This is a genomic window from Sphingomonas panacisoli (assembly GCF_007859635.1).
GTDB classification, from domain to species: domain Bacteria; phylum Pseudomonadota; class Alphaproteobacteria; order Sphingomonadales; family Sphingomonadaceae; genus Sphingomonas; species Sphingomonas panacisoli.
Map to the genome: position 1 here is coordinate 1,061,107 of NZ_CP042306.1, position 12,977 is coordinate 1,074,083.

The following is a 12,977-nucleotide window of genomic DNA, read 5'->3' on the forward strand; positions in this document are numbered from 1 at the left end:
CAAGATAAAGATGGTCGAACTCTCAAGGAATATGGCAGCCGCGTTGGCGACCGCGATCAAGATCCGGATGACGTCAGGTTAATCCAACGAGCAAATCAGCGGATTAACACGCGGATCGATAGTCGACTAAATAACAGGTTGGATCGCTTCGTTCGACCCAAGGCGGACGATAAATCTGCTACCACGCTTCCGAACGCAGAAGGTACTAAGTAGTCGCCAGCATGAGATTTCTTTGCGTAGCGCGATTAAGATCGACCTGAATAGTTGTCGCGATACCACCGTACGAAGGCGGGGACGCCGACCGATAGCGGCGTTGACGGTGCATATCCCGTGAGGCGTTGCAACAGTTCGGCCGACGCTTCCGTCGCTGGTACGTCACCTGGCTGCATGGGCATGAGATTGAGGATCGCCGGCTTGCCCATCGCGCGCTCGATTTCGGCTATATAGTTCATGAGCTTCACCGGCTCGCCTTGGCCGATATTGACGACGCGCCACGGTGCGACGGGCGATAGGCTATCGCCGTCGACCGGTTCCCTGCCAGGGATGGCATCGGCCAGCCGAACGACAGCTTCGGCGAGATCTTCCACATAGGTAAAATCGCGAACCATGTCGCCGCGATTGTAAACGTCGAGAGGTTTACCCTCGTCGATCGCCTTGGCGAACTTGAACAATGCCATGTCGGGGCGGCCCCATGGGCCATAGACCGTGAAGAAGCGAAAGAACGTGATCGGCACGCCGAACAGATGGGCGTAGCTGTGCCCCATCAGCTCTGTCGCGCCCTTGGTCGCAGCGTAGAAGGTGAGCGGGGTCGCGATCTTCTGCCCTTCGTCGAACGGCATGTCGGTATTGGCGCCGTAGACCGAGCTGGTGGAAGCCGCGAGCAGATGGCGGGGCTGCGTGCGGCGCGCGAGTTCGAGGACGTTGAACGTTCCGATCAGATTGGCCTGAACATAGGTTTCGGGATGATCGATCGAATAGCGAACGCCGGCCTGCGCGGCGAGGTGGATCACCACGTCGGGGCGAAACGATTCCCATTCGGCGCCGAACGCCGCCATGTCGTCCACGCCGACGCGCGCGACGCGGAAATTGGCGTGATTCGACAGGATGTCGTTGCGCTGCTCCTTCAACGCGACGTCGTAATATTCGGAAAAATTGTCGATCCCGAGCACGTCGTGGCCAGCCTGTAGAAGGCGGCTCGCGACATGGAAGCCAATGAACCCGGCGGACCCGGTGACGAGAAACTTCACAGGCTGTCCTTCACGATCGCGGCAATCCGCCCCGCCGCATGGCCGTCGCCGAACGGATTATGCGCTTGCGCCATCGCGGTATAGGCCGTGTCGTCGTCGAGCAGTCGACCGACCTCTGCAACGATCCGATCCTCGTCGGTGCCGATCAGCTTGGCGGTACCGGCCGTGACGCCCTCGGGGCGCTCGGTCGTGTCGCGCATTACCAGCACAGGCTTGCCGAGCGCCGGTGCTTCTTCCTGCACACCACCCGAATCGGTCAGCGCGAGATGGCACAGGCCGAGCGCGCGAATGAAATGCGGATAGTCGAGCGGGTCGATCCGCGCGACATTGGGCCGGTCGCCCAGGATCGCATCCATCACGCTGCCGACATTGGGGTTGGGATGCATGGGGAACAGTATCGCGACGTCATCGCGCGCGGCGACGCGGGCGATGGCGCGGGCGATATTCTCCATGCCGCCACCGAAATTCTCGCGGCGATGCGTCGTGACGAGCACGATGCGCTTGCCCGCGAACCGCTCGGCGATCGGGTCGAGCCCCGCGGCGAGCGACGGGTCGGCCGCGATCCGTTCGCTGGTCCAATGCAGCGCGTCGATCACAGTGTTGCCAGTGACGTGGATCGTCGCCGGATCGATATTCTCCGCCTTCAGCGCGGCCGCGGCGGTTTCGGTCGGCGCGAAATGCTGATCGGCGATCGGCGCGACGATGCGGCGATTCACCTCCTCGGGCCACGGCTGGTAGATGTCGCCCGAGCGCAAGCCCGCCTCGACATGCCCGACCGGCACCTTGCGATAGTAGGCAGCCAGCGCCCCGACCATCGCGGTCGCGGTATCGCCCTGGACCAGCACACGGTCTGGCTGCTCGGCGTCCATCACCTCGCCCAAACCAGTCAGCAGTTTGGCGGTTAGCCGGTCGAGTGTCTGGCCCGGCTCCATCAGGTCGAGGTCGATATCGGGCGTCAGCCCGGCGATCGACATGACCTGATCGAGCAGCCCACGATGCTGCGCCGTCACGCAGGTCCGCACCTTGAGGCCCGGCGTCGTGGTCAAGGCGTTGATCACCGGGAACAGCTTGATCGCCTCCGGGCGCGTTCCGAAGATGACGAGAATTTTGCGTGCGTCAGGCATGATGTCCGACTAATCCGTTCTTCATTAATTGGCGGCTAGGCAAGCCGCGAATTGCGACCTCATCGGCGGCTTTAACCGCCCGCCGGCCAGAATTCGAGAGCAGGAATGACGATCAAACCCCTTCGCAAGGCCGTTTTCCCCGTCGCCGGTCTCGGCACGCGCTTCCTCCCCGCGACGAAGGCGATGCCGAAGGAAATGCTGACGGTCGTCGACAAGCCGCTGATCCAATATGCGGTCGAGGAGGCGCTGGAAGCCGGGGTCGAACAGATCATCTTCGTGACCGGCCGCGGCAAGTCCGCGCTCGAAGATCATTTCGACGTCTCCTACGAACTCGAAGCGACGATGCGCGCGCGGGGCAAGTCGATGGCGCTGATCGACGGCATCCGCCAGCGGCCGGGCTCGCCGGTCTATATCCGCCAGCAGGAACCGCTCGGCCTCGGCCATGCGGTATGGTGCGCCCGCGAAATCGTCGGCGACGAGCCGTTCGCGGTGCTGCTGCCCGACGAGTTGATGGTCGGAAAACCGGGTTTTCTCAAACAGATGGTCGACGCCTATTACAAGGTCGGCGGCAATCTGATCGGCGCGCTCGAAGTGCCCGCCGACCAGACCGACAAATACGGGATCATCACGCCCGGTCAGATCGACGGACGCCTGACAGAGGTGCTCGAAGTCATCGAGAAGCCGCCGATCGGCACCGCCAAGTCGAACCTGATGACGCCGGGCCGATACATCCTGCAACCCGACGTGATGCGCATCCTCGACAATCCGGTGCGCGGCGCGGGCGGCGAAATCCAGCTAACCGACGCGATGGCGCAGTTGATCGGTAAGCAGCCGTTCCACGGCTTCACCTTCGACGGCCAACGCTACGATTGCGGCGACAAGGCGGGGTATATCGAGGCGAATCTAGCCGTCGCACTGGCACGCCCAGACATCGGGCCGCATGTCCGGGAGTTTGCAAAGAGACTGGTGGCTTAACGGGCGCAGCCGCAACCCGGGTCTTTCGATAGCGCGATCGTCCGAAAGCGCAGCGACAGCGCGTCCGCGAGCAACAATTTACCCGCGCTGTCGTCGCCGAACGGCACGATGGCGCGGATGACTTCGAGCGCGGCGAGGCTACCCATGACGCCTGCCATCGCGCCCAGCACGCCGGCATCGGCGCAGCTGACCCCTTGGCGGTCCGGATCGCTCCCTACGAAGCAGCGATAGCAGGGCTTGTCCGCCTCCCAGCCGCGATAGACGCCGAGCTGCCCCTCGAACTGGCTGACCGCCGCCGACACTAACGGGATATGCGATGCCAGAGCCGCATCCGCGACCGCAAGGCGAGTCGTAAAATTGTCGGAGCCGTCGAGTACGACCTCTGCCCCGGCCAGCAACTCCTTCGCGTTGCCGGCATCGATGCGCGTCGTCCTTTGCTCTACCGTGGTCGCGGGATCGAGTCTGGCCAAGGCGGCGGCGGCGGCGGCTGTCTTAGACGTCCCGATGTCTGCCATGCCGAACAGGGTCTGCCGCTGCAGGTTCGACAGATCGACCACGTCGTCGTCGACGATCGTGATCCGCCCCACACCCGCCGCGACGAGATATTGCAAGGCCGGTGACCCGATCCCGCCCGCGCCGATCACGACGACATGGCTGGCGCGCAACCGCGTCTGCCCGGCGCCGCCGATTTCCTTCAATACGATATGCCGGGCGAACCGGATCAGGTCGTCGTCGCTGAGACTCACGATCACCAGCTAAGCGTCATCCCGGTCCGATACCAGCTATCGCTCGCGGGCGGGGCGCCGGCCAGGTTGCCGCGCGCCGCTTTCTGGACGACACCGGCGGCGAATTGCTCGACCGTCGGACAATTGATCGCCTTGGGTACGATGCGCAGCGTGTCGCCGCTCGGCGAGATCAGGACGACCATGTCGACCTTGATGCTCACCTTGCCCGCGACCGCAGGCGGCGCGGCGCAGCGGCCCGCGGCAACCTCGTCATGGACGAACTGCGTCATCAACGCCGGATAATCGGGCGTGGTGGAGAGTCGGAGCGGCGGCAGCGCCGACCAGTCGGTCGGCGGCGCGACGACGCTCGCCGCGGCCTGCAACGCCAGAAACAATGCGATCATATGCCCGTCGAGCCGAAGCCTCCGCTGCCGCGATCGGTGTCGTCGAGTTCGTCGACCTCGTCCAGCGTCGCGCGTTGAACCGGGGCCGGAACGAGTTGGGCGATACGGTCCCCGCGCGCGATTTCGAACGACTCGTCGCCCAGATTGGCGAGGATCACCTTCACCTCGCCGCGATAGTCGTGGTCGATCGTCCCCGGCGTGTTGAGGCACGTGATGCCGTGCTTGAGCGCCAGGCCGGAGCGCGGGCGGACTTGCACCTCATACCCCTCGGGGATCGCGATCGCGAAGCCGGTGGCGACGGCTTGGCGTGCACCTGGCGCGAGCCGTAGGCTTTCGGCCGCGACGACATCCATCCCCGCCGCGCCCGCGCTGGCATAGGCCGGGACGGGCAGCCCGCCGCCATTGGGCAAGCGCTTGATTGCGATGCGAATCGGATCGGTCATTGCGATAGCGTATCGTAACTCGGGTTAGCGGGCGACTCCGGCATATGGCTTACGCGCGATTAGTCATGGCGGCGTCGATTCGCGCGGCGAGCAAGCGGGCGACCTCGTCCTTCGGCGCATCGGCCCAGCTGTCGACGCCGTCTGCGGTGACGATGTGGATCGCGTTGCGCTCGCCGCCCATCACGTCGCCGGACACGTCGTTGGCGACGATCCAGTCAGCGCCTTTCTTCGCGAGCTTGGCCTGGGCGTGATCGACGACATGCTCGGTCTCGGCCGCGAAACCGATGACGAGCCCGGGACGGCGCGGGTTGCGCGACAAGCCGGCGAGGATATCGGGGTTTTCGACCAGGCGGAGCACGGGCGGACCGTTCGCGCCCTTCTTGATCTTTTGACCCGCTGCCTCGACGCGCCAGTCGGCGACCGCCGCCACCATCACGGCGGCGTCGGCGGGCAGCGCGGCCTCGACCGCCGCCGCCATCTCCAGCGCGGTCTCGACGTCTATGCGATCGACGCCCGGCGGTATCGGGAGAGTGACCGGCCCCGCGACCAGGGTAACGCGCGCGCCCAGCGCGGCCAGCGCGCCCGCGATGGCGAAGCCCTGCTTCCCCGACGATCGATTGGCGAGATAGCGGACCGGGTCGATCGGCTCGTGCGTCGGCCCGGCGGTGACGATGATGTGCTTGCCGGTCAGCATGGTACTGTTTCCCCTCCCTGGAAGGGAGGGGCTAGGGGTGGGTGGGTATGGGGAGGGCGAAACGTTCCCGCGCGGGCCAACCCACCCCCAACCCCTCCCTTCCAGGGAGGGGAGCGGCTAAGCACCGAGCATCTCGGTAATCGCCTTCAGGATCGCCTCGGGCTCCGGCAAGCGGCCGGGGCCGAATTCCCCGCACGCCATCGGCCCTTCGTCGGGCTCGAGCACGGTCACGCCGTCGCCGCGCAAGGTCGCGACGTTGCGGACGGTCGCCGGGTGCTGCCACATCCGCACGTTCATCGCGGGCGCGGCGAGCACCGGCTTGTCGGTCGCGAGCAGCAGGGTGGTGGCGAGGTCGTCGGCGATCCCCGCCGCCATCTTCGCCATTAGGTCCGCGGTGGCGGGCGCGACGACAACCAGGTCGGCCTCGCGGCTGAGCTGGATATGACCCATCTCGGTCTCGTCCTTGAGATCCCAGAGCGAGGTGTAAACTTGTTGCTCCGACAAGGCGGCCAGCGTCATCGGCGTGATGAACTGCGCGCCGCCCGTGGTCAGGACGCACTTGACCTCGATCCCGGCTTTCCGCGCCAGGCGGATCAGTTCGCACGCCTTGTACGCCGCGATGCCGCCACCGACGATCAGCAGGATGCGTTTCATGGGGTGATCCTCGTGACGGTGATCTTGCGCCGCTTCGGGAAGGCGGCGGCGATCAGGTCCTTCAGCCCGTCGGGCACGAAGGCCAGGCCGATCAAGATCGCGGGCGCCACCATCAGCCCCCAATAGAAGGTGTCCACGCGCCCGAACAGGCTGATCAGGACGGCGTAGATGCAGAAGGTCGCGAACGCGCGAATACCCGTCCCGTCCCGCCATGCCGCCCAGCCGAACAGGGTGAACCCCATCAGCAAGGCCGCCAGCCAGAGCGGCGCGAGGCGCAGCGCGGTGGAAAGCGTCATCGCCTCGACGAAGAAACCGAACCCAAGCATTCCTGCCCAGCCGGGCGAGGCGGGGTCGAACGGGCGCACGACCTGCGCGACGGCGTGCGCGTGCGCGAGGACGGCGATCGCCAGCAACGCGACGCCCGCCGTCCAACCGGCCGCTTCCTTGCGCTCACCTTCGAGGATGGCGAGCAGGACCATGATCGCGACGTACAAAGCGGCGGTCTCGCGGATCAGCATCGCCAGCGCGCCGATGCCGGCGGCGGCGACCCAACCCCCCGGGCGACGCAGCGCCAGGCTGAGCGCGATCAGCAGGCCGGCCCAGACTTCGTGAAACGCCGCGAGATCGCTCTGCACGAACGCGCCCATCCCGCCGGCGAGCAGCACCATCGCCACGATCAGCGGCGGCGGCCGTGCGAACGCGGGGCGCAATCGCACGAACCACGCCAATATAACCCCCGCCGCGAGCGCGTAGAGCAGGCCTATCACCGCCCAGGCCGGCATCAGTGCCTGCACCATCGCGAGCGTCGGCAGGCGGAAGGTGACGAACGGCTTCATCGGATAATCGCCGGCGCGCAATTCCTGCGCGGCGACTTCGTAATAATTGCCGCCGTGGCGCACGCCGTCGACGATCGTTTCGTAGAGCACGACGTCGGTCTGGTCGTCGCCCCGCTTGGCGGGATCGCCGCTGACCGGGGCGGGTTGCGGGACCAGCAGCGCCGACAAAGTGGCGGCGAGGAGGACCAGCAACAGGGCCAGTCCGACCCGCGCGCGGCCTTTGGACAGGGCCGCGAAACGCGATGGCTCGGCGAGCCAGATCGCCATCAGTGGATGATCGCCCAGGTCGCCGCGACGGCAATCGCCGCGCTGAGCACCGCGACCGCGACGTATCGCCAGCCGCCGCCGATCCGGACGACCTCGATCTCCTTGAGCGGTGGGGCAGGCGGTGCGCCGCCGGGCGCCGGGTAATGCGCCTCGATGCGCCGGATCAGGTCGGGCAGGCGCGACAGCGTGCGGAAGTCGGTGATCAGCCGATCGGCGACCGCCGCTTCCGGCCCCAATTCGGTCCGGATCCACTCGCGGATGAACGGTGCGGCGGTGTCCCACATGTTGATGTCGGGATCGAGGCTGGTCGCGACGCCCTCGACCATCACCATCGTCTTCTGCAGCAGCAGCAGATGCGGCTGGGTCTGCATGTCGAAATCGCGGGTGATCTTGAACAGGCCGTCGAGCATCATGCCGACCGACATATCCTTGACCGGCAGGCCGCGCATCGGCTCGCCGACTGCGCGCAACGCCGTCGCGAACTCGGCGACATTGTGGTGCGGCGGCACATAGCCAGCCTCGAAATGGATTTCGGCGACGCGCTTATAATTGCCCGTGATCAGGCCGTAGAGGATTTCCGCCAGCCACACCCGCGCGCGCCGGTCGATCCGCCCCATGATCCCGAAATCGATCGCCGCGATCCTGCCGTCGGGGGTCGCGAACAGATTCCCCCTGGTGCATGTCGGCGTGGAAGAAGCCTTCCGAGATCGCCTGACGCAGGAACGCGTTGACCAGCGTGTTCGCCAGTTTGTGCGTGTCGTGTCCTGCGGCGATGAGTTTCTCGCGGTTGGCGAGCTTGATCCCGTCGACCCATTCGAGCGTCAGGACGCGGCCGCTGGTCCGCTGCCAGTCGATCGCGGGGACGATGTAATCGGGCTCGGCGTGCATCGCCTCGGCCAGTTCGGAGGCGGAGGCCGCCTCGCGTCGCAGGTCGAGTTCGCGCGCGGTCCAGCGCTTGAACGTCTCGATCACGAGGCGCGGGCGCAGGCGGGCGAGTTCGCCGCCCCCCCCTTTAATATCTAGGGCCTCGACCTGCGCCGCCGCCCATTGGTACGTGTCGATCGCCTTGGCGAAGTCCTCCTCGACGCCGGGGCGCAGCACTTTGACCGCGACGTCGGCGCCTTCGAGCGTCACCGCACGGTGGACCTGCGCGATGGAAGCGGCGCCGACCGCGGTTTCGTCGATCGACGCGAACACCGCTTCGATGGGCCGGCCGAGCCCTGCCTCGATCGCGCGGCGGATCGTATCGAAGGGAAGGGGCGGCAGCGCGTCCTGCAGCCGCATCAGATCGTGCGCGGCATCCTCGCCGACCAGATCGGGCCGCGTCGCCAGCGTCTGGCCGAGCTTGATCGCCGCCGGGCCGATCGCCTGGAACGCATCGGCATAGCGCGGCACCTTCGGCACGCGCGCACCGAACCTGGCGAGCTTGACCAGCCGGCGCAGCCTGGGCGGCGTATTGGGGTCGCGCTCGATCCCCTGCAAAGCCCCGTGGCGCGCAAGAATGCGGCCCCATTTCAGCAGGCGCCACGTATGGACGATGGGAGCGGTCAAATCTTCCAGCCGCTATGAATGGCGACGAGCCCGCCGAGCATCGGTTCGACCTTGGTCTGGACGAAGCCGGCCTCGCCGATCATCTCCTTGAACCGCGCCATGTTGGGGAAGCGGCGGATCGATTCGATCAGGTAGCGATAGCTGTCCTCGTCCCCGGCGATCGCCTTGCCGACCTTGGGGACGATATGGTGCGAGTATGCGTCGTAGACGTCGGCAAATCCCGGCCAGAGCGTCGTCGAGAATTCGAGCACGAAGAACCGCCCGCCACGTTTCAGCACGCGATGCGCCTGACGCAACGCCTTGGGTATGTCGGTCACGTTCCGGATGCCGAATGCGATCGTGTAGGCGTCGAAGAAGCGGTCGGGCCATTGCAGCGTTTCGGCGTTGGCCTCGCTCCACACCAGCCCGTCGATCCCGCGCTTGGCGGCACGTTCGATTCCGACTTCGAGCATCGCGGGATTGATGTCGGCGACCGTCACCGCCGCGCCGGCCTTCGCCAGCCGGAACGCGATGTCGCCGGTGCCGCCCGCCATGTCGAGGATCGCCTCGCCCGCGCGCGGCTTCACGCGGCGGACGAACACGTCCTTCCACACGCGGTGCAGCCCGCCCGACATGGCGTCGTTCATCACGTCATAGCTCGACGCGACGCTGGCGAAGACGCCGCCGACGCGGCGGGTCTTTTCGTCGGGCGCGACGTCCTCGTAACCGAAAGAGACTGTGTCAGGCATGGCGCGGCTCTAGCGGCCCAATCTCTCCCCGTCATCCCCGCGAAAGCGGGGACCCATCTCCTGCACGAACCCTAACTACCGCCGCCGTGACCAAGGCCACACCCGGAGATGGGTCCCCGCTTTCGCGGGGATGACGTTTGGGGGTAGGGAAACGCAATGCCGGAATTACCCGAAGTCGAAACCACCGTCCGCGGGCTCACGCCCGTCCTGCAGGGAGAGCGCCTGAAGAGCGTCGTCACCCGGCGCGGCGACCTGCGGCGGCCGTTCCCCGACGATCTCGCGCAGCGGATGACCGGGGCCACGATCACCGCGCTCGGCCGGCGGGCCAAATACGGGCTGATCGACACCGATCGCGGCGACACGATGATCTTCCACCTTGGTATGTCGGGGCGGTGGCGCGTCGATCCGACCGAGTTGGAGAAGCACGACCATCTGGTGATCGAGACCGATAGCGGGCGGCGCGTCGCGCTCAGCGATCCGCGGAGGTTCGGGTCGGTCGATCTGGTGCCGACTGCCGAGCTGGCCGCGTTTCCAGCATTCAAGGCGCTGGGGCCGGAGCCGCTCGGCCCCGACTTGACCGGCGCGTATCTCAAGCAGGCGCTCAAGGGGCGCGTCGCGTCGATCAAGCAGATGCTGCTCGACCAGCGGATCGTCGCGGGGCTCGGCAATATCTACGTCTGCGAGGCGCTGTACGCCGCGCGCATCTCGCCCAAACGCGAGGCGAGCAGGATCAGCCTCGCCAAGCTCGATCGCCTGGTGACCGAAATTCGCGCGGTTCTCGAATCGGCGATCGCGGCGGGCGGATCGTCGCTCCGCAACTTCGTGCATCCCGACGGCAATCTCGGCTATTTCTCGAAGGAATTCCTGGTCTATGGCCGCGAGGGGGAGCCGTGCGGCTGTGGCGGGACGGTGAAGCGCTATGTCGAGGGCGGTCGATCGACCTTCTGGTGTCCGAAATGCCAGTCTTGACGTGCTCCCTGCGAAAGCAGGAGCCCAGGGCCACAGGCTGCGTCGTTCTGGGCTCTGGGTTCCTGCTTTCGCAGGAACACGTACAAAAGGCGGCGTATCCCCACCTACCAGTTGACCGAATCTCCATCGCTCGCTAAGGGCCACCGCTTCCGGGCGCGGCTCTTGGCTGTGCCCGTTCCATTTTTTAGCGAACTCAGAGGGTTTTTCATGGCGAACACGCCGCAAGCGAAGAAGCGTATCCGTCGCAACGAGCGCCGCGCCGAAATCAACGGCAACCGCGTCGGCCGCATCCGCACCTTCGTCAAGAAGGTCGAATCGGCGCTGGCGTCGGGCGACAAGAAGGCTGCGACCGAAGCGCTGGCCGCCGTGCAGCCCGAACTGCAGCGGGGCGTCGCCAAGGGCGTGCTTCACAAGAACACCGCGAGCCGCAAGTTCTCGCGTCTGACCAAGCGACTCGCGTCGCTCTAAGTCATCGCTTTTCGAAGCGGGGTAGATGCCCGTCGGCGACCATGTCGCCGGCGGGCTTTTTGCATTTCGCGCGGATCGATTTGCCGCGAAAACATACCCGTGCATACCGCATATTCGAACCGTTTCAGAGACTCCCGGAAATCTGCGCGATTCGCATAGGTTAAGAACCATTACAGATTGAAAAACGCTCTATTACAGATAGTTAAACCAAGACTGGCGGTTTTCCGTACGTTCACCGAGTCAACGTTTTTATTTCACATTTCTGTCACGATTACCCCCTTGATCGACTCGCGAAGCTGTTCCTAAACATCCCTCGTCACGCCGTTCGCGCCGTGGCCGACCAATAGCAGATGCCACCATCAGACGGATCGCAATTCCGGCTGGGGGGATCGTCTGCCCGGAAAACAGAGGGGCCGGGTCGCGCGCGGGGGTGCGCGGTCCGAATACGGGAAAGGATCGTGGTGGCGGGTTTGGTTGCGAGGGAAGGCGTGGTGCCGGGGGAAGTGCTCAACGCGTGGGCACGCATCCGCAAGAACCTTCGCGAATCGGCCGGCGCGCGGCTGTTCGAGCAATGGCTCAAGCCGATCGAGCTGGGCGATAGCGACGACGCGACCACGGTCCGCCTGACCCTGCCGTCGGCGTTCACCGCCAACTGGGTCCGCAACCATTACGCCGACCGCCTGCTCCAGGAGTTCCGCCACGCGGTCCCGGCGATTCGCACGGTATCGATCGAGGTGCGCTCGGCCACCGCGCCGGTGCGCGCCGTCGCCGCCGAGGAAAAGCCCGAGCCGGCCAAGCCAGCCGCCGCACCCGCCGACCGCCCGGCGCTCGATTCGCGGCTGACGTTCGACCGTTTCGTGGTCGATGCGTCGAACCGCGTCGCGTTCAACGCCGCGCGCGCGCTGGCCGAGCCGGGCACACCGCGGTTCAGCCCGCTGTTCCTTCATTCGGGTACCGGCCTCGGCAAGACCCACCTGATGCACGCGATCGGCCACGCCTATCTGGCCGCCGTTCCCGACGCGCGCGTGATCTTGATGTCGGCCGAACGCTTCATGTTCGAATTCGTCGCCGCGATCCGGGCGAACGACACGCACGGCTTCAAGAACCGGCTGCGCTCGTCCGACCTGCTGATGATCGACGATCTGCACTTCATCTCCGGCAAGAAGCCGACGCAGGACGAATTCTTCCATACGATCAACGAACTGACGGCGGCGGGCAAGCGGCTGGTCATCACCGCCGACCGTCACCCGCACGGGCTCGACGATGTCGAGGCGCGGATCGTGTCGCGGCTGTCGATGGGCTTGGTCGCCGACATCAAGGCGCCGAACGCGGACCTGCGCCGCGCGTTGCTCGACCATCGGCTGGGCGAACTGCCCGACGTCGATGTGCCGAACGACGTGCTCGAATTGCTGTCGCTCAAGATCACCGGCTCGCTGCGCGAAGTCGAAGGCGCGCTCAACCGGCTGGTCGCCTATGCCCAACTGACGGGCGAAGCGATCGACCTCGACTTCGCGCAGGCGACGCTCGGCGACGTGCTGCGCGGCGGCACCAAGCGGATCACGATCGACGAGATCCAGCGCGCGGTGTCGGCGCATTACGACCTGAAGCCGGTCGATCTGGTCTCGGCGCGCCGCGCCGTGGTCGTCGCACGGCCACGCCAGATCGCGATGTACCTCGCCAAGCGTCTGACCACGCGCTCGCTGCCGGAAATCGGTCGCAAGTTCGGCGGGCGCGATCACTCGACCGTGATCCACGCCGTGCGCCGGATCGAGGAATTGCGCGGGAGCGATCACGAGATCGACGGCGCGGTGAAGGCGCTGATCCGGCAGCTGGAAGGCTAGGTGCGGGCGGCCGGCGAATTGCGTCAGCAAATCGCGGACTCACCACGGCGG

The 12,977-nt window shown here is 65.9% G+C and carries 11 protein-coding genes and 2 pseudogenes; 4 read left to right on the plus strand and 9 right to left on the minus strand.

Going from position 1 to position 12,977, the window contains the following annotated elements; genetic code table 11:
• Nucleotides 1-245: 245 nt before the first annotated feature.
• Nucleotides 246-1,247, minus strand: coding sequence for an NAD-dependent epimerase/dehydratase family protein (locus FPZ24_RS05340; RefSeq protein WP_146570059.1), 1,002 nt, complete (start codon nucleotides 1,245-1,247; stop codon nucleotides 246-248).
• A complete protein-coding gene (wecB, locus tag FPZ24_RS05345; RefSeq protein WP_146570060.1) occupies nucleotides 1,244-2,371 on the minus strand; it encodes a non-hydrolyzing UDP-N-acetylglucosamine 2-epimerase in 1,128 nt (375 codons plus the stop codon). The genes FPZ24_RS05340 and wecB overlap by 4 nt, the downstream gene beginning before the upstream one ends.
• 105 nt (nucleotides 2,372-2,476) lie before the next feature.
• Here wecB and galU point away from each other — a divergent pair, with 105 nt between their 5' ends.
• Nucleotides 2,477-3,346, plus strand: a complete 870-nt coding sequence (gene galU / locus FPZ24_RS05350) for a UTP--glucose-1-phosphate uridylyltransferase GalU (protein ID WP_146570061.1) — start codon at nucleotides 2,477-2,479, stop codon at nucleotides 3,344-3,346.
• Here the strand turns inward: galU and FPZ24_RS05355 are convergent.
• The 7 genes and pseudogenes from FPZ24_RS05355 to FPZ24_RS05385 form a co-directional block, all read right to left on the minus strand.
• Nucleotides 3,343-4,092 carry a HesA/MoeB/ThiF family protein gene (locus FPZ24_RS05355; RefSeq protein WP_146574199.1) on the minus strand — a complete coding sequence of 250 codons (750 nt, stop codon included), beginning with the start codon at nucleotides 4,090-4,092 and terminating at the stop codon, nucleotides 3,343-3,345. The two genes, galU and FPZ24_RS05355, sit on opposite strands and share 4 nt — an antisense overlap.
• A 2-nt stretch (nucleotides 4,093-4,094) precedes the next feature.
• Nucleotides 4,095-4,475 carry a hypothetical protein gene (locus tag FPZ24_RS05360; RefSeq protein ID WP_146570062.1) on the minus strand — a complete coding sequence of 127 codons (381 nt, stop codon included), beginning with the start codon at nucleotides 4,473-4,475 and terminating at the stop codon, nucleotides 4,095-4,097.
• The gene (gene dut / locus FPZ24_RS05365; protein ID WP_146570063.1) at nucleotides 4,472-4,918 is read right to left on the minus strand and encodes a dUTP diphosphatase; all 447 of its coding nucleotides are present in this window, start codon (nucleotides 4,916-4,918) and stop codon (nucleotides 4,472-4,474) included. The genes FPZ24_RS05360 and dut overlap by 4 nt, the downstream gene beginning before the upstream one ends.
• Before the next feature lie 49 nt (nucleotides 4,919-4,967).
• Nucleotides 4,968-6,266 (minus strand): annotated as a pseudogene (locus tag FPZ24_RS05370) (bifunctional phosphopantothenoylcysteine decarboxylase/phosphopantothenate synthase).
• The gene (locus FPZ24_RS05375) at nucleotides 6,263-7,369 is read right to left on the minus strand and encodes a hypothetical protein (RefSeq protein WP_146570064.1); all 1,107 of its coding nucleotides are present in this window, start codon (nucleotides 7,367-7,369) and stop codon (nucleotides 6,263-6,265) included. Before FPZ24_RS05375 ends, FPZ24_RS05370 begins: the two are co-directional and overlap by 4 nt.
• Nucleotides 7,369-8,920 (minus strand): annotated as a pseudogene (gene ubiB / locus FPZ24_RS05380) (2-polyprenylphenol 6-hydroxylase). The gene FPZ24_RS05375 and the pseudogene ubiB overlap by 1 nt, the downstream one beginning before the upstream one ends.
• The gene (locus FPZ24_RS05385; protein WP_146570065.1) at nucleotides 8,917-9,648 is read right to left on the minus strand and encodes a class I SAM-dependent methyltransferase; all 732 of its coding nucleotides are present in this window, start codon (nucleotides 9,646-9,648) and stop codon (nucleotides 8,917-8,919) included. The pseudogene ubiB and the gene FPZ24_RS05385 overlap by 4 nt, the downstream one beginning before the upstream one ends.
• A gap of 156 nt (nucleotides 9,649-9,804) precedes the next feature.
• On the opposite strand from FPZ24_RS05385, the gene mutM reads away from it, so the two are divergent.
• The 3 genes from mutM to dnaA all read left to right on the plus strand — a co-directional run bounded on the left by mutM (nucleotide 9,805) and on the right by dnaA (nucleotide 12,926).
• Nucleotides 9,805-10,617 (plus strand): bifunctional DNA-formamidopyrimidine glycosylase/DNA-(apurinic or apyrimidinic site) lyase, encoded by an 813-nt coding sequence (gene mutM / locus FPZ24_RS05390; RefSeq protein WP_146570066.1) that lies wholly within the window; start codon nucleotides 9,805-9,807, stop codon nucleotides 10,615-10,617.
• Nucleotides 10,618-10,824: 207 nt separating this feature from the next.
• Nucleotides 10,825-11,085: a 30S ribosomal protein S20 gene (gene rpsT, locus FPZ24_RS05395; RefSeq protein WP_146570067.1), complete on the plus strand. Its 261-nt coding sequence runs from the start codon at nucleotides 10,825-10,827 to the stop codon at nucleotides 11,083-11,085.
• Nucleotides 11,086-11,546: 461 nt separating this feature from the next.
• Nucleotides 11,547-12,926: a chromosomal replication initiator protein DnaA gene (dnaA, locus tag FPZ24_RS05400; RefSeq protein WP_240047630.1), complete on the plus strand. Its 1,380-nt coding sequence runs from the start codon at nucleotides 11,547-11,549 to the stop codon at nucleotides 12,924-12,926.
• The last annotated feature ends 51 nt before the right edge of the window (nucleotides 12,927-12,977 follow it).